The sequence below is a fragment of the Mesorhizobium sp. P3_A10 genome, from assembly GCF_056403175.1.
In genome coordinates this window covers 1,053,356-1,069,259 of sequence record NZ_JBFUFZ010000001.1, presented here as the reverse complement: position 1 = coordinate 1,069,259, position 15,904 = coordinate 1,053,356, and the positions used below count along the sequence as shown (strand labels likewise).

Annotated in this window: 19 protein-coding genes; 10 read left to right on the top strand and 9 right to left on the bottom strand. The window is 57.6% G+C overall.

Going from position 1 to position 15,904, the window contains the following annotated elements:
* Positions 1 to 601 precede the first annotated feature (601 nt).
* Positions 602 to 1,480, bottom strand: coding sequence for a hypothetical protein (locus AC1DXU_RS05195; RefSeq protein WP_477365153.1), 879 nt, complete (start codon positions 1,478 to 1,480; stop codon positions 602 to 604).
* A 154-nt stretch (positions 1,481 to 1,634) separates the two neighbouring features.
* Between AC1DXU_RS05195 and AC1DXU_RS05190 the strand changes: the two genes are divergently transcribed.
* A complete protein-coding gene (locus tag AC1DXU_RS05190) occupies positions 1,635 to 2,198 on the top strand; it encodes a hypothetical protein (protein WP_477365150.1) in 564 nt (187 codons plus the stop codon).
* Between the two features lie 333 nt (positions 2,199 to 2,531).
* On the top strand, positions 2,532 to 3,062 hold the full coding sequence (locus tag AC1DXU_RS05185) for a hypothetical protein (RefSeq protein ID WP_477365147.1): 531 nt from the start codon (positions 2,532 to 2,534) through the stop codon (positions 3,060 to 3,062).
* 72 nt (positions 3,063 to 3,134) lie between these two features.
* On the opposite strand, the gene AC1DXU_RS05180 is transcribed toward AC1DXU_RS05185, so the two are convergent.
* The 3 genes from AC1DXU_RS05180 to AC1DXU_RS05170 all read right to left on the bottom strand — a co-directional run bounded on the left by AC1DXU_RS05180 (position 3,135) and on the right by AC1DXU_RS05170 (position 4,844).
* Entirely contained in the window at positions 3,135 to 3,371 is a 237-nt protein-coding gene (locus AC1DXU_RS05180; RefSeq protein WP_477365144.1) for a hypothetical protein, read from the bottom strand.
* 122 nt (positions 3,372 to 3,493) lie between these two features.
* Positions 3,494 to 3,877 (bottom strand): sunset domain-containing protein, encoded by a 384-nt coding sequence (locus AC1DXU_RS05175; protein WP_477365142.1) that lies wholly within the window; start codon positions 3,875 to 3,877, stop codon positions 3,494 to 3,496.
* A gap of 427 nt (positions 3,878 to 4,304) precedes the next feature.
* Entirely contained in the window at positions 4,305 to 4,844 is a 540-nt protein-coding gene (locus AC1DXU_RS05170) for a J domain-containing protein (RefSeq protein ID WP_477365139.1), read from the bottom strand.
* Between the two features lie 1,114 nt (positions 4,845 to 5,958).
* On the opposite strand from AC1DXU_RS05170, the gene AC1DXU_RS05165 reads away from it, so the two are divergent.
* The 4 genes from AC1DXU_RS05165 to AC1DXU_RS05150 all read left to right on the top strand — a co-directional run bounded on the left by AC1DXU_RS05165 (position 5,959) and on the right by AC1DXU_RS05150 (position 8,391).
* Positions 5,959 to 6,177, top strand: a complete 219-nt coding sequence (locus tag AC1DXU_RS05165; RefSeq protein WP_477365137.1) for a DUF768 domain-containing protein — start codon at positions 5,959 to 5,961, stop codon at positions 6,175 to 6,177.
* A 376-nt stretch (positions 6,178 to 6,553) separates the two neighbouring features.
* Positions 6,554 to 6,817, top strand: coding sequence for an exopolysaccharide production repressor protein (locus AC1DXU_RS05160; protein WP_477365134.1), 264 nt, complete (start codon positions 6,554 to 6,556; stop codon positions 6,815 to 6,817).
* A gap of 97 nt (positions 6,818 to 6,914) precedes the next feature.
* The gene (locus tag AC1DXU_RS05155; RefSeq protein WP_477365132.1) at positions 6,915 to 7,163 is read left to right on the top strand and encodes a hypothetical protein; all 249 of its coding nucleotides are present in this window, start codon (positions 6,915 to 6,917) and stop codon (positions 7,161 to 7,163) included.
* A gap of 1,036 nt (positions 7,164 to 8,199) precedes the next feature.
* A complete protein-coding gene (locus AC1DXU_RS05150) occupies positions 8,200 to 8,391 on the top strand; it encodes a hypothetical protein (RefSeq protein WP_477365129.1) in 192 nt (63 codons plus the stop codon).
* 78 nt (positions 8,392 to 8,469) lie between these two features.
* Here AC1DXU_RS05150 and AC1DXU_RS05145 read toward each other — a convergent pair whose 3' ends face one another.
* Positions 8,470 to 8,661, bottom strand: coding sequence for a hypothetical protein (locus AC1DXU_RS05145; RefSeq protein WP_477365126.1), 192 nt, complete (start codon positions 8,659 to 8,661; stop codon positions 8,470 to 8,472).
* A gap of 835 nt (positions 8,662 to 9,496) precedes the next feature.
* Here AC1DXU_RS05145 and AC1DXU_RS05140 point away from each other — a divergent pair.
* Positions 9,497 to 9,679, top strand: coding sequence for a hypothetical protein (locus AC1DXU_RS05140; protein WP_477365123.1), 183 nt, complete (start codon positions 9,497 to 9,499; stop codon positions 9,677 to 9,679).
* 186 nt (positions 9,680 to 9,865) lie between these two features.
* On the opposite strand, the gene AC1DXU_RS05135 is transcribed toward AC1DXU_RS05140, so the two are convergent.
* The gene (locus AC1DXU_RS05135) at positions 9,866 to 10,183 is read right to left on the bottom strand and encodes a YMGG-like glycine zipper-containing protein (RefSeq protein WP_477365120.1); all 318 of its coding nucleotides are present in this window, start codon (positions 10,181 to 10,183) and stop codon (positions 9,866 to 9,868) included.
* Positions 10,184 to 10,455: 272 nt separating this feature from the next.
* Here AC1DXU_RS05135 and AC1DXU_RS05130 point away from each other — a divergent pair, with 272 nt between their 5' ends.
* Together AC1DXU_RS05130 and AC1DXU_RS05125 are read left to right on the top strand one after the other, a co-directional pair.
* Positions 10,456 to 12,009, top strand: coding sequence for a recombinase family protein (locus AC1DXU_RS05130; RefSeq protein ID WP_477365117.1), 1,554 nt, complete (start codon positions 10,456 to 10,458; stop codon positions 12,007 to 12,009).
* Positions 12,006 to 12,830: a plasmid partitioning protein RepB C-terminal domain-containing protein gene (locus AC1DXU_RS05125; protein WP_477365114.1), complete on the top strand. Its 825-nt coding sequence runs from the start codon at positions 12,006 to 12,008 to the stop codon at positions 12,828 to 12,830. The genes AC1DXU_RS05130 and AC1DXU_RS05125 overlap by 4 nt, the downstream gene beginning before the upstream one ends.
* A gap of 237 nt (positions 12,831 to 13,067) precedes the next feature.
* Here the strand turns inward: AC1DXU_RS05125 and AC1DXU_RS05120 are convergent, their stop codons facing one another.
* Positions 13,068 to 13,727, bottom strand: coding sequence for an outer membrane protein (locus AC1DXU_RS05120; protein WP_477365111.1), 660 nt, complete (start codon positions 13,725 to 13,727; stop codon positions 13,068 to 13,070).
* Between the two features lie 274 nt (positions 13,728 to 14,001).
* On the opposite strand from AC1DXU_RS05120, the gene AC1DXU_RS05115 reads away from it, so the two are divergent.
* Positions 14,002 to 14,238, top strand: a complete 237-nt coding sequence (locus AC1DXU_RS05115) for a hypothetical protein (protein WP_477365108.1) — start codon at positions 14,002 to 14,004, stop codon at positions 14,236 to 14,238.
* Between the two features lie 399 nt (positions 14,239 to 14,637).
* Here AC1DXU_RS05115 and AC1DXU_RS05110 read toward each other — a convergent pair whose 3' ends face one another.
* Complete coding sequence (locus AC1DXU_RS05110; RefSeq protein WP_477365105.1) at positions 14,638 to 14,970, bottom strand: hypothetical protein; 333 nt, start codon at positions 14,968 to 14,970, stop codon at positions 14,638 to 14,640.
* A gap of 120 nt (positions 14,971 to 15,090) precedes the next feature.
* Complete coding sequence (locus AC1DXU_RS05105) at positions 15,091 to 15,843, bottom strand: phosphatidylserine/phosphatidylglycerophosphate/cardiolipin synthase family protein (RefSeq protein WP_477365102.1); 753 nt, start codon at positions 15,841 to 15,843, stop codon at positions 15,091 to 15,093.
* Between the last annotated feature and the right edge of the window lie 61 nt (positions 15,844 to 15,904).

Here is a 15,904-nt window from a genome sequence, read left to right as displayed (position 1 = left end):
ATGTTGAAATGGCCCGCAAAAACACGATCTGCAAAAGATCAGTTTGGAGGGTGGCGAGCAGATCATCGCCCAGCTCAAGGCGCTTGGCTCGCCTTCGCGGTGGCCGCTGGCGTCGTGTTGGCGCTGGCGTGGTGGCCGTTTTGGATGAGCTAAAACTTTTCCGGCAAAGAAGTCCGAGCGCCTGCCTCGGGCTTGGCTGCACCCGCACCGTCAACGCACACCCAGCCAGTTACCGTACAAGCGATGGTCGGCGTCGAACACAGCGCCTTGCCGTCCTCAACGAGGCAAATGCTGCATCCATCGTTGAATTGCCGGCATGATGGGTCGTCGCGGATGTGACCGGTGAGGCTTTGTCCGGCATTCGCGGGCGACGCAAAGATCAGCAATGCTAGGGACAACAGGACTTTTCGATCCGCCATCGTCGTTCTTCCAATTTCTAACTCCCACGACGGTTTGACGAAGGCGCGGATCTGATCCTTGGGTGGTTGGAAAAATTCTTTTGCCCCCAGGGGCAATTCACGGAAAGGTGGTGGTTCGCACATACTGGTTGAGTTGGGGCCAGATTATTGGTTTGAGTGCCTGGGATCTCCATCAATCTATTTCACATTTCACAGTAAATATACACGACCCCATCTACCTCCGCTCGTGTGTTCTTGTCGCACATGGCGTTTGGTGAGGTCACAAATCCCTTACTCGCAAACTGCCTAGTAAAGCATTGCACAACGGGTTGACCGTTGCCATTCGTGCTATGTACGACACGATCGCAGATAGTCAAATCAAACGCAGGACTTTGCACGCTAGTATTCGGCGACACTGGTGGCTGTTCGCCCTGCTGTCCCTCTTGCTTCAGCTCTTCCTGCCGCTGCTGCTCTTTCCAGCGCTCGTACTCGTCGACTAGCTGGCCCGCTTTTCGATTCGCCTCCAGCTCCTCAGTACGGGCCTTGTCGGCCATCGCTTTCTTTAGCTGTTCTCCTGCTGCCATTGCGCTGTCACGAGCCATTTCAATGTCAATGTCATTTGCATTCTCTAGGGTCGATGAGTCTTTATCCTTCTCACGGGCATTTGCCAGATGAGAAGCAAGGTCATGGCTATTGTTTGCACTCCTCATGCACTTTCGCATGAGTGTATTGTATGAATTTATGCTCTCATTTGCTCTTGTAACATCTTCTCTACACTGCCACCATTCATCATAGCATTTATTTCTGGACGAGCCTGTCCAATTTTCTCTTAAGGGACCGATTCCATTCGTCCCGCTCAATGCATTGCAGCGATCTATATTTCCACAGACCTCCGAGGGATCGACGCGGTCATACAGGGTCGGTGGAGAAGGGCAAACCCCGCTTTTAACAGCAGCATCCAGGCGTGCTCTTTCCGCACTGAAGTCACTGGCGCCTAAAGCGGAACTTGCAAAGAAAACGGCAGCCACAAGGAGGACGATCGAGATGGACGAGAAATTACTAAAATTGGAAGTACGGGCCATCGAACTCAGCCTTCTAGGGGTTCTGAAAGGTATCCATTCTTCACTTCGCTGCGCACCGGGCTTTGCAGCTTGAGCTTAGCACAGTCGGCGCGCTGCCGCTTGTTGCAACATTAGAAATATGAAATCCTCAACGGCTACAGCTGGGGATTTCGCCATGCCTTGCTATCCAAACAAAGCTTCCTTTTCTCTGATTTTGGCTTCCTCTGTTCTTCTCGGCTGTCCTGCCGTTGCCGACGAGATAGGTGACGCCATCGAGCTCCTCCAGTTGGCAATGAAGTGTCCCGTTCAGAACCGGGAGGGTGATCGCACAATTGCTGGTCGCACGTGGAAATGGAGGGAGAGCCGCACGGCTAGAGTTGCTGGAAGCGAAACAGAGCTCAAGATAGAATTCCAGAAGAAGCAGGTATCCCAAAAACCATATGCTTTTCCGATTTGTATTGTAAATCAAACGTTAGCGGCAGATTTTTCTAAAATAGAAGCTTCCCTTCCGAAACCGACAGTCATTCGATTGACCTGTAAGGGCGGCGACAAGTGCATATCCGAGGACCGGATCGAAACTAAATACGAATCAAATTGCGGATATTACTATGAATCATGCTCCGACAGGCTCACAGATCATTTTAAGGAATCGCTGGGGGCCACCAACCTGAAGGTGTGTGATGAAGGCTCCGCGAGTGATGCGATAGCGGCTTTAGCCGTCCTCACCAAGGGAAGATAGGCGCCTCAACACCGGCAGCAGGTCACCACCGGGAAGGGATATGGGGCGAGGCCACATGCGGCCCGACATTTCACAGCCGAGTCGAGCGAGGAAATCTTCTTCTCAAAAGCATATTCTTAATGCCATATCAGATGGAACGAATGTAGGAGGCGCGGCCCAATGTCTCCAAAGCCTCGACTGTCAATCGCTGTCATGGCAGCCGCACTCGCTGCCTTGGTCTCTAGTGTTGCTCAAGCCGGAGACCAAACCTGCCCGCCCACCTCTGATCACCTCAGCGGAGCACATTGCTTCCGCAATGGGCAGGCAGCTCGCGACTGCGATGCCACATTCAAATTGGCCAGCAAAGAATGGCAGGCTTGCTACCACAAGATATTCGAGTGCTCAAAAGCCGTCGATGAGAAGAACAAGGCTATCACCGCGCAAAATCAAAAGACATACGCCTGTCGCGCGCGAATGAGGAAGCAGTCTACAGAAAGCCCCGCGTGCGATCCGGCAACCAATGCAGCTGCTGTGAAGGAGGCGCGCAGCGGTCTGGATAAAGTGGACAAGTTCATCGCTCAGCTAAGGTCTTTGGGACTGCCAGTGCCATCGACTTTAGTTTCAGCCGTGACGCACGCCGCAAGCGCTGGCGTGGATCTCGGCGAGGCAGCTGGTCAGGTAGATGCTGAGGTTCAGAAAATTGTGAACGATAAGACGAAATTGTGCTCCGGTCTCACCGAAGGTGCGGCAGAAGAATGTGAAGCAAGGGTCCCTCGTCAGTGGCAGCAACGGAACGTTGAAGTTACCTTGGATTGGAAAAATACTCACTCCGTACTTCGCCGAGTCGTTGCCAAATGGACCGGCCACCGTTGTCCAGGCAAGTAGGGTTCGCATTTGTTCAAGCGATGGTTTGGTCGCGCATCGGTGGCGTCGCTTCCCTCGCCTGGCCCGCGCGAGTCAGTCTAAAATGATCTGTCCCCCGACATCGTCGTCGATGCTCATCCCACTCAAGCGGCGATGCCAAAAATAGCACTGTGCCGAATGATGGAGGAATGTGCCATGGTCGTCACGCGTCGCGAACTCAATCCTTGCGGTACGCGCCGCGAAATCCTCTTCGGAATGCAGGAGCCGAAAGCCGAAATTCGGAACGATCCTGACTATCTTGTCGGGCGAAACGACCATCGTGACCGCCATATACAATGCCGTCTGTGTCCTGACTGCCGACACGCAAGTATGTATCATGCTCCAGCGCTCGCCATCGTCGGCGTGTGCAGACAGAGCCGCCGTTACGAATAGCACTGCCAGCCAAACGCGCTTCACTGCCTTGCCTTCCGCCAACCGGCCGCCATCGCCTCCGCCTCACTGCAGAACCAGCGCTCTCCATATTGCGGGCTGATCTTCGTCTCCCAGTAATGTTCCTGGCCCGGCACATGGTAGATCCGCTCGCCGGTGTTGATGGAGATATTGCCTTTGATGTCGCAACTGCCGGCGGCGCCGTCGGCGATTGCTGTGCGCCAGCTGGCAGGGACGAAGCCGGCAACGGTGTCGAGGGTTTGTGGTCTCGCTGTGAGAAACGCAGCCAAGGGGACCATCAGCAACGCGAACAAGTATTGAGGTCGGAAACGCGCCCGACGCCTCCTGGCGTTTCTCCGCCAACGGTCAGCCTGGTTGGCACCCTCATGACGCTGGACTTTGCCCACGCCCCTTCTCCTCGATGGGAGAATGCTTCGGTTGCGCGAGAGAGTCCAGATATCGTCGAGCCGCGCGGGAGCAAGAGGCACGGAATTTGCGACGGCATCATCATATCAGGGAGAGGAGCCAAATGATGCGTCAAGATGGAACGACAGCGCGAAAAGTGGCAACACGGTACGTGCCAGAATGGCGCTTCAACAAGAGAACGTTTGAGCTTCCATACCTCATGAAGCTCGGCAACATTGGCCGCCAGGAAGCGCTGGCTTTGATAGCTATGCATGGTGGGGACAGAGACGAAATCACCGCCGAGCTGTTTTCGCGGAGAGTTCGATCACAATAGCTTTCGCTTAGGCGGTGTAGGGGAGAGCGGCCAGCGGAAACCGACGCTGGCGAGGCGCTTGAGGCTTTTTAGCAAGCGCTGAAGGCATGGCCGCCCTAATGAGCGTGATCCAGTAGTCTGGTCACCGCGGCCCCACGAGGATATTCGGAGTTCGCGCGATCTATGCCTTCAATAGTGATCGCAATGGTTCCGTTTTCGATCCTCGAAATCCAGCCTTTCGCCTTCATATACCAGACATGAAACTCCAGATGTTCACGAGGGCAGCCTGACAATCGTTCGATTTCCACGTCGCCAATGCCCGGATCGTTGACATCCTTTCGGCGTTTTACATAAAGCAACGAGAGAACTTTAGCCTGAATGACGCTATCTCGTTCGATGCCTTTAGTGTCGGTGGCTTCCTGGGTCAGCTCGCGATGTATATTCATCTGCTCATTGTAGTGAATGTCATATTGCGCGCGCTTGACGGGATATTTGAGCGTATCATGTGCCTCCACGATTTCGCTGAAGCGCGCTGCGTCCCCGGTATTCTGGTTGTCGGGATGATAGCGCATGGCAAAATAGCGAAACACGCGCTCAATCGTTTCTGAGTTAGCGTTGCGGCTGACTTCCAGAAGCTCGTAGTAGTCAATGAACAAAGCGGTGCTCCCTCCAGCGCTATCATAAAAGCACCCGCCGAACCGCACGGCAAATTGATCGTTAGCAAAGGGTTAATCTCCCCTACCAGCACCGCAAGCTTCGCCCAGCAAGGGCTGAAACAAAAGCCGGGTCGGATCGTTTTCAATCTGCCAGAGACCCTAACTCTGGCCTTGTCCAACTCCCGCTGGCTTCGGCCGGCGGGCTTTTTAGTCCTGAAGCCGGTACCCAGCTTCTCAGGCGCTTTGCCATTTCATTAGAAGTTGCTAAAAATACGCTCGATATCGGGAATTGTCAGATTGGACGCCGCTTCACGCATTAGCTTCGAGGCCAGGCAACGGGCAGACTCGGTTGCGCCACCGCCTAGATATGGTCCTTTCCGGGCAGGTATAACCGGAGCGGCTGTAGCCGGCGGCGTGGTTGCGTTCCTTTGTTGGCTTGTTGAATGCAACCACATGGCGGGCGCGACTGGCGTAATCATAATTTTGGCATTTGCTCTGCCGTACTTCTATCTCCGGAGCGCGGAACGGACGAACATGGAGGCCTTTGAGACAGAATACATACGGCTGTTGGAACTGGAGAGGGCGAGAGAGAAAAGCTTGCCTGGCGCCAAACCAAAGGCGCTTCCGGTAAGAAAAGCTCGCCTGACGGTGAGAAGACCCCGCCTACCGGTGAGAAAACTCCGCCCGTGGTAGCCCGCCGCTCAAGGCGGTGGTGGCGCGTTTATACGGACTTGCTACGCGCCTCGTTGCAGGATTTCAGGGAAGAGGATTGACCCTTACTTGTGCTTCTCGACGAATGCTTTGCATGGGAGTGATAGCTGATCGATCATGCTCTGAAGATCACATTGGCCAATCGGTTTCCCTGGGCAAAGACGTTTGTAGTCGTTTCTGCACTCTTTGCCCTGGAAGCTTTTGAAGGCTTTTGCCTCGGCTGCCATACTATTCAAAAGCATGCCTGAGCACGCTAGGGCCAAGCCCAGCCACAGATGCTTCCCCATTAGCCCTCTCCCTGTTTGCCCCAATAAATTAGGGTACGCTAATGGTAAGGGCTCTGCAATCCAGCGCCAGCCCAGGATGAGCGGAACCTAATTTACGGCGCGCGCTTTATCTGCTCATGAGCACACGCGGCACCAACTTCCTTCACAAGTGGATTTCCAACGTCCCCGAAACGGTCGGCGCCGATATCATCTCAGTTGCTGAGCTGACGCAAAAGCTGTTCGCTGACGCCAAGACGATCGGCATTAGCAGCGTGGAAATCGAGGAGGATACCGGGAGCGTCTATGAGGTGATTCTAGACGCGATCGTGCACTGCGATGCCGGTTTGCCAGAGTGACACGGACGGATGCTCCGCCCCTTTGCACCCAATCGCTGATCGATGCGATGTATGCGTGTCCCATTTCGGGAGAGAGGTGTCGGCATCCATCTTGCAGCGGATGCTTGCCGGCTGACCCCGGTCCTGATCGCGTAATCTGATCAGGTTTGTAGGCTCGCCGGGCTTGAGGTGGTTGGGGTCCTCGCCCGGCGAGTTCCAATGATCTGGTAGCTGCCCCACCCCAGCGGCCCGACAGTCCGTTGGGGTAAATCCACTTACCGCCGGGCCTAACCGGCTCAGGCGGGCGAGCCGGCTAAAGCAGACCCTAATATTAGCTACTCTGCAGCAAAACCCCGGGCTGACGTTTTTCCCCGCTAGTGGCCACGCAGTTGGGGCAATGTATTTTCCGCAGTTTCTCGTGGGAATGCTGACGACATCGGGCGTCGTCGGGGTTTGTGCCTATTCGGCCACAGGCTCAATCTGGAAGGCTATTGTGTGGGGTATCATTGCTGCGGTTCTGCTGCAGGTCGGGTACTTCTCACTCCTGTTCTGGCTTGTCTATGGGCGGCGAGATACCAAGCAGGCGGCGGAGGAAACCACTCCGGGCACTACCAAGCAGCCTGCCGTTCCGAACCGACCACTCCACAGAGGCGGTCGTTAGTATCATTCGTCGCCCCGCGAAAGGCACTTGCCCTCACCACCCGATTCAGGATTATATTCCTTTCGTTGCGGCGACCCCTCAAACGGAGTTCGCTACCATGGCCAGGACCAAACTTTCCAAGCAGCTATCAGAGACTGAAATCGCGCGCTTCCTGAGCGAGGCGGAACGGCTGCACAAGAGCATCGTGCAGCCGCTGCTCTCGCCTAGCTGCGAGCATTTCCGAGCGCTGCAAAACACCCACGAGGCACTGTTGAAGACGGCCAAAGATATCACCGGCAAGGATGCGCCGTTCATCCGATGGAACGGGACGGGACCGGTGCTCCCGCCGATAGGCGTAATTGCGTGATGGCTAATATACAGATTAATTTAGTCGGTGCGGAAGGAACCCCATAAGTCCCCGCAGTGGCCGGTGCGACTGTCCTCCCCGAAGGTTGCCAGTCTGCATCGGCCATCTTTTTGCGCCGCGCGGTAGTGCCCCATCGACGCTCCTTCCCGTTCCTGTCGAGTCCCCCCTTTTTCAACGTGACCCATATTGGATCAGTTAGCTGGCACCGCAATTGCACAGACAGGTGTGTTGGGGGCGGGTGAGGGTCCGCCACACTTCATCGCGAAGCGACAGAACGGGGTAAAGCAATGCGGATTCTGGTGGGGCCTTCCAAGCGAGAAGGCGTGTCTAGGACCATCTTCCATCGACCGTTGATCGCTGGCGATGTCAAATCTGGAACAGGCGGCCCGGTGATATCGATTGAAGCCGAGGGCATCTACTCGGACGGTTCGAGGTACCGATACCTGATCGAATTTACGCGTAACGAACTTGCGGCACTTGTCGGCGCGCCGTAAAGCAGCGGCCCGGCACCTGGGGCGGGGTAGGCCAGCAAGCGCCGGGCCTAACCGGCAGGGGCATCAAGAGGCGGCGCCGGCTGATGGGAGATATACGCGCCTGCTAATTTAGGCGGAATACAACCAAATGAACGAATGACGCCACCAAAGGTTGGTGCAGGACTACATCCTGATCTCGACATACGACAACAGGTAAAGGATCGCCGTGGCCGCTGTCACGAATATGACCCATAAGCCTAAGCTGCTCATGCCTCCTCACTTCCCGGCGGCTCGCTGCTGGGCAGGCTGTTGGGATGTAGGGACGCCGGCCCAAGGCGCGAAAAAGGTCTGCCACAAGCACAAGCTAATATAACCAAGATGCAGACGCCTATGGTGTGATCGCGGAAGGCGCTAGACGAAATCCATGTGCCGCTGATGACCTTGTGTGCCCTATTTCACATTCCGCTTACCGCGTTGCCCGGTATGTCATTTTTAATTGAAAGTCTCCGCGCGCGGGTCTTAAAAATCGGCGTTTCACCCATTGCTCTTGGAGGAGAATTGCGATGGACAACGTACCGCTGAATGGCGCTCGTCCGCCTACCGTCGAAGTCGTTGAAGCCTGCGGAGAATGGTTCGTCCGCGTGGTCGATGGCTACGAAGAACTCACTCGATCATTCGAGCTTGAATCGTTCGCTTTGGCCTACGCGGAAGGGCAGCGACGACGCTTGGGGCTTGCGGAATTCGTGAGAGTCTAGGGCTTCACCGGCAGCAACAGCACAGGACGGCCATCAGCAGGCAGGCGGCCATGCCCGATCATGTCGCGTTAAGGGCCGCTATTGCGCCAAACGGTCGACAGCTTGCAGGAAGACAGAAGCGCCGGCCGCGAAGGCAGCATAGCTCGCCCACCTGCTCTGGTTTCCGATGTCCACGATGAAATCTTCAATCGTATCGCGCACGATCACGTTGGCTGCGCGAATTCCAAGTCCGGCCGCGACAAAGCCGGATGCTATCGCCAGATACTGCATAAGCTCTTGCATGCTAATTTCCCTCCCAAGCCTGTAAACCCCGCGGGCATGATGGCACGAGCCAGCGCCTCGCGACGGGGCACAAGAACTGGCGATGATCACTCAATCGCAGAAGCAAATTCTGCGGCCCGGCGCCCTCCTTTGACACTGAACAAACCAGAGGGGCGCCGAGCCTTAACCGGCAGCGCTTTGAGGGAAACGGCGCCGAGTAGTGAGTGTAGCGCACTCGCTATAGTTGTCGGAATACAGCCTTTTGGACGATGGCCCGGTGCTAGCTCCAAGCTGCGATTACTTCAGAGCGCTTCAGGCGGCCCAAGAGGCCCTTCTAGAGACGGTGCGAGATATCACCGGCAAGGATGCGCCGTTCATCCGCTGGAACGGGACAGGCCCGGTGCGCGCCCCTACGGCTGGGTAGCCCGATAGGCTTAATTGCGCGAATGCTAATATGCCTTTAATTTCAGGGACGCGGGAGGAGTTTGTCACCCGCGGTGGCCGATGCGGTCCGCCCCAACCCAAGGAAGCCCAACCGCATCGGCCATCAGGCGTATCAAGTCAGTTCGCGCGCACGATCGGGCTTGTTTGCCGCATCGCGGAAGGCAGTCCTAAATGCTCTCAAATGTTTTTCGGGAAAAGCTGGTTTGCGAATGCGGTCGCACCGGGTATTTGAAACTACAAGAAAACGATCAGCCCCTCAGCGGCACCTGGGAATCCTACAGCCTGGAGGGTTTCAATGGCGGCAGCCTGACGATTACCAATTCCGGAAATATTCCGGGCGACATGTTGGCCTATCTCCGCCCTTTGTGTCCTCAATGCAGCCAGTGGGGCAAGGTGAGGTATGCCAGCCGGACCTGAGCCCGCAAGAACCACCTACGTCGTCAGCGTCTTCGACAAGCCGCATTGGCGCACGATCCTGAGCACCAAAGACAAGGCTGAAGCCGAGGCCCTTGAACAGGCGGTGGTCCAGGACGGCATGAAAGCGCAGATCGAGGAGATCACGCCGAAGCCGAAGCGCCGCTAGCTCAACAGCAGATAGGCGCCCAGCACGGCCATTCAGGAGCGAAGGCGGCCATGCCGACCATATCGCGCCGCCGGCAAGCTTTCGACCCCGAAGCGGAACTCGTAGCCGGTTGTCCCTGGTGGAATGAGGCCAAGGCCTGAGCGCCGAACGCCCTTCTTCCAAGAAGGGAAGAGGGGCGGTCGCACATCAATAATCGCCGTTATAGTAGCGATCGTCACAGGGCGCGGTGTAGATGCGGCCGTAGCGGTCCTGGTAACGGCAGAGCTGTTCGCCGCGGCGCTGCGGCGTGGTCGACTGGCCGATGACTGCGCCGAGCAAGGCGCCGCCGGCAGCACCGATCACCGTGCTCTTGGTGTTGCCGCCTAGCGCCTGACCGGCAAGGGCTCCGACACCGCCACCGATGAGTGCGCCGGTGGTCGCACGCTGCTGTTGTTCGGTCTGCGTAGCACAACCCGCTAGTGCTGCCGCCATAAGAGCCGCCACAACGGCTTTCCTGATAACCATACGAGATACTCCTGTTCCCAGCCCCATGAACTGACGAAAGGGCGAATTGTTCCACCTGGGTCGACTTTGCGGCCAAACAGCGGCGCGGCTGCTCACGAAATGAGACATGGTTTCTCGGCCCTTGAGGCAGGACATCAGAAGGAAATGGAGCTGTTTGCGGCTCAGCGAGGCCAGCAAGCGCTACTATTCGACATAAACTGTCCGGCTATTGCTAATCAGATTGCAGGTCGCCGGTCCGCAGGTTGTCACCCTCGGACAACGCGAGGACACCCATGGCCAAAGCTCCAGCAGCTCACCCCGTTCCGACCAAGGTTCGCGCGGCGCAGTACCTGCGTATGTCGACCGAGCACCAGACCTACTCGATCGACAACCAGAAGGATGCCATCCGCGACTATGCGGATATCATGGGCTACGACATAGTTGCCACCTACGAGGACGTTGGTCGCAGCGGCCTTAACCTGGGAGGGCGTCCGGGCCTTCAGCAGTTACTGACCGATGTCGAGAGCGGGAGAGCCGAGTTCGAGACGGTCGTGGTGTATGACGTCAGCCGCTGGGGACGGTTCCAGAATATCGACGAGAGCGCCGCCTATGAGTACCGGTGCCAGATGGCCGGAGTGCGGATCGAATTTTGCGCCGAGCAGTTTGTAAACGACGGCAGTATCGGATCCGATGTGCTCAAGGCCATCAAGCGCAGCATGGCGGCCGAGCATAGCCGCATGCTGTCGCAGAAAGTGTTCATAGGCCAGGTAAGGCTGATCCGTATGGGATTTCGTCAGGGCGGAAAGGCCGGGCTTGGCCTGCGACGCTTGCTTGTCGACCGACAGGGGCGTCCAAAAGGCATTCTTTCGTCCCACGAATACAAGAGCCTGCAGACCGACCGAATAGTTCTGGTCCCCGGGCCGCCGGACGAGATCGCGACCGTGAGATGGATTTTCGAGCACTTTGTCAAAACACGGAAGACAGAGCTTCAGATCGCAAGACTGCTAAACAAGCGCGGCGTGCTGACCGACCGTAGGCGTCCATGGACCCGGGAGTCTATGCACTCGGTGCTGACCAACGAAAATTACGTCGGCAACAGCGTTTGGAACAAGAGCTCGACCAGGCTCAAAGGCAATCATGTCAGCAATCCCCCGGAACAGTGGGTGCGGGCGGAAAACGTCTTGGAGCCGATCGTGGACCGCAAGCTGTTTAGCCGAGCGCAGGGTATCCTCAAAACTATCTATCGCCACATGACAAACGACCAGATGTTGGCGGCCCTCAAGGCGCTCCTGGCCCGTCGCGGCGCCTTGTCCGCCTCTATTGTGGACGCCGCACCCGATTGCCCTCCGTCCACACGCTACCACTCGCGTTTCGGAGGCATCGTCAAAGCCTATGAACTGATCGGATACCAGCCATCCAAGAGTTGCCGCTTCATCCATGTGAACCGGCGCCTGGAAACGATGAGGCAGGAGGCGATCGAGGATCTCCTGGCCGCGGTTGAAAAGCACGGCGCGCTTGCGATCCATGACACCGAGACGGACCTCGTGCGGATCAACCGTGAGTTCACTGTGGCGATCGCAGTGGGACGCTGCAGGGTTTCCGGCCTCGGCTATCCGCGCTGGTTTTCGAAGGCTAATCTTCAGCTGCTGCCGGACATTTTTGTCCTGATCAGGATGAATCCCGGCGACCTCACCGTTCGGGACTACCTGATTGCCCCCGCGTGTGAGATCGCAGCCAAACGGGAACTGCTTGCCAACAACGGAGCGCGTCTGGATTCATATCTGTTTCCCACGCTGGAGCCGCTTATTGCATTGGCCGAGCGGGTATCCGTCGAGGGCGCAATATGAATGTAAAGCGCCTGAGCCGTGAAGCCGCTTATGAGGCTCTCCTGCACAGCGAACGCAGAAATGCTGGGCGTTTTGCGCCTAACCAGCAAGGGCCAAAGATGCGTCGTTTCGGCCCCCGGCTCCTCAAAACCTACGACGCGGAGTGCAGACGCAAGCGTGCCTTCATTGAAGAATCTCAAGAACTGGAACAGAGCCTGGACAATATCGCCGTGGCGGTTCGCCTGATGACAGGCGACAGGCAGTTCCGCATGCTACTGGCATCCGAAGGCCTTGCGACGATGCCAAATGCATTAGCAAAGAGAATCCAAGGCCCGCCGCCCGCACGGGACTTACCTCAACCCGCCTCTGTCGTGAGCGCCCCCTTGCTTCCCGCCGGCGAGGTTTGCCCGGAAGTTCTCGATCTGCTGCATGACTGCACGGGGCCCGCAAAGCTTTTCGCTTTGCTGCGGCTGGTCGTTCCGGCCAGGCAAATTGAGATTGCGCGGCTGATGGTTGCCATGGAGCGGGTCAGGTTCAACTACGTGAAGATGCTCGTCGCTCTCACGCCACGGCCGCTACTAGTCAAGGATATCGACCCGCGAAAGCAGATCGCCGGTCTTACCGAAGACCAGCTAATGGAGATGGAGCCCGAGTTAGCCAGGCTTAGCCTGGCATTTCTAAGCGCGGTCGAACGACGTGGGCCCGCGAGCCTGGAGCTGGTCGCGGCCAGCCGCTATTTTGACCGGCTGATGGATAATTCCAAGGTGGTGCGGTATCTGGCGCGCAATTTCCCGGGTCATTTTGAAGAGTTTCACAATTTGTCGGTGCCCGTCCTCAAATAGGTGGATCGATCCCATACGGGCCGGCTTGGATAGCCACGTCTGCGGCCATGCCGCTCGGGCGCCGCGCTATCGGCCGCATGGGTAAGGGCTGGACTTTCAAACTTTGATCGATCCGTGGATGGCAGTGACGGCGCACTGCAATAACTCGGGCGCAGATCGAGGAGATCACGCCGAAGCCGAAGAGGCGCTGACGCCAAAGTTGGAGCTTGGGTGGCGCCGGCACTGCACATAGGGCCGCTAGAACTTCAGCGCGACGCCGACCCTGAAGTCATGCGTCTGGACCGTGTGATCCAGCTCGCAATTGGTGCAGTAGCTTAGCGTCTTCTTGCCAAAATACGAGAAATCATATTCGCCGCGCAGGAAGACATTGTGGGTCAGCGCGACATCGACACCGGCGCCAACGATACCGCCGACAAGGGTCGCGTCCGCTTCCGCCGGGCCGCCGGGCCAGAACGTCTTCAGCTTCGCCGCAGTGACACCGGCGGTAACGTACGGCAGATAGGCCCCCATATCCATGCCGACCCGCCCCTTCAACGACCCGAACAGGCCAGTCGAGGCATCCAGCGTCACTGCACCGGGAACGTCGGTGAAGGTCGACTTCTTGAAGCGATAGCCAAGTTCGCCTTCAACGCCATAGACGATCTTGCCCGACTGGAAATTGTAGCCGGCAAATCCGCCGAGGCTCGCCGAGCCCACGGAGTGTCTGGAGGTGCCAAAGATGTCGAACGGAGGGGGTTCCTGGATGCGGTAGTGTTCGAGCGTCCCAGCGCCGAAGGCACCTGCATAGGCGCCTTGCCAAGTCCATTCCGTCGTTTCGACCGGCGCCGTCGGATCGGCGGCCAGGACCGGCGCGCACAATGCGAGGCCAAAAACAGAAGCGAGCAAGAGAGTTTTCACAGAATCCCCACCGAATTCGAGACGCGGCGTCACTATTTCAGGTTTGTCGTTTTTGTATGTAGCCAGAAAGTCACAAACTGAAACAAACGGAAGCGATCCCCCCCGCTGGGGGAGCCAGCATCCATCCTAGCCACCACTATCCATGCCGCCGTCAGTCTTTCGCAGCCTCACCCCGGCGCCCCCGCCATTCTCAGGGATGAACTCGACGCCGGCCGATTCGAAAGCCGCTTGCACCGCAGCCATTGAATAAGGTGAAAACGAGCATGGTGGCGACGTGCTGGACGAGCCGCACGACGGCAGGGATGACGACGAGTACGAACTGGGCTGGTCGGAGCACATAGACCAGCGCCTCGCCGGCAAGGTCGAGCAGAACACTTGGAACCATCCCGAAGGCGAACCCGATCTTGGATGGACTGGCCACGGGCGCGGCTGCACTGAGGAAGACGACCGGGAAGGCGACGACGAGCGCGAAGCCATAGACGAGCGCGAGCAGCCGGACACCGCCGACTGAAAAGCTGCAAATTTGCAGGATTGGCCCGCTACCTCACGGTGGCGGGCCTTTTGTTAGCCCACCACCCTCGGACCGCCGGGCGCGTGATCCCTTGCGCGTCTCGACGCCGCGGACCTTCCACAACTGTGGAACGCATGCATGATGTCGTCACGGGAAATCCCGATGTCGCTGAGCATGTCGTCTGGTGACTCGCTCAGCTCGGCCGTTGTCTTCAACTGCGTCTTCTGTTCGGCCCGATGACGGAGCCATTCGGCAAGGGGGCCAACTGCCACAAGAGGAAGGCTCAGAAGCATAGGAAGGTTCACAAGCATCGGTGTACTCCCTTCACCGCTGGAGGAAACTACACGCTGCAAGCTAGGCCGATGCGTCGCTGCGTCTGTGACAAAATTCACAGATGCCTCACGGTGGCGGGCTCTTAACCTTACCCCCTTCAAAGCCTACCTCGTACCCACATTGTCCGCACTTCAACGCGCGACCGCTTCGTTTGCCCACAACGGGCTCATGCTTTGCTCGCAATATCCAACAGAGCGGGCATTGTGGCGTCTCGTCAATCAAAGGCTGGTATCTGTGCACACGGGCAGCCGCAGAGGCAGCGTTGTCCAGGTCGAACTTCAGTTTTGCCCTAGTTTCATCGAGCAGGGTGAGCTTGCGCAGGAGTTTCCCGGCCTTCCCCTCCTCGATAAAAGCCAACTGGCTGGCGTCATGTTTGAGCGCCTCCGTCAATTCGACCATCAGCCCCTCCGTGTCGCGTCCATCTCGCGTGGACCTGCCGATAGTCGCAGGAAAGAAATGGCACCGCAATTGGCGCCGGACAGCGAGCGGCCCGCTGCCTCACTGTGGCGGGCTTTTCATTTATAGCGGCGTGCCGGCCGCCCATAGGTCGGCGAAAGCGGAAATTTTCAGCGTCGTGACTTCGGCTGGCGCCACGGTGATCGAAGCCGGCGACCTGCCCGCAAGATCCTTAAACGACTGGCTTACGTTCCAGACCTTGGCGTCGTCGACGATAATAAGCCGATCATGCAACAGCCGCGGGGCAGTGGCGCGAGCCTCAATGGGGCGTTTGGCCCCGTACTGTGTGGCCCATCGTTGTACTGCCGGAGCGAGCGTTGCGATTGTCTTCGGTGCAAAGGCATCGGCCAGCAGGTCGATCTTCACCCCTTCCGCGGCCATAGCGGCGAAGTCGGTCAAAATAGTATGATCCAGATAGGGGTCGACGACGAGCAGCCTTGACTGCGCTTCCTTCAAAACCTTGCCGATAGCGCTCATTGCGTCCATTGCGCTGCCGACAGGCAGGAATGACCCGGAAGATGATGCAGGTGCTGCCAACTCGGCCCGCGCCAGCGCACGCTGCAGGAGGAGCCAAAAGGTATTCCCGTAAATGTCTGGGTGCTTGCGATACCATTCCGAAGCATCCCTGACTGCAGCCATATCCATCATGTCACCGACCGCCTCGACCAGGGCAACAGCCTGGCTGGCCCATATCGCCTTCTCTGGGCTGTAGACCTCCATTCCGGCAGGCATTGACTCGATATGGTGGCCGATGCGGACGTACAGTTCTTGCGCGTCGATCGAGCGGGTAAGCATGGTCACCTCGGCGCCTCTCATGTCGCAGTCCATGTCGCACGGACTGGCGGATAGTCGCAGGAAACCGTTGGAAATCAACGGT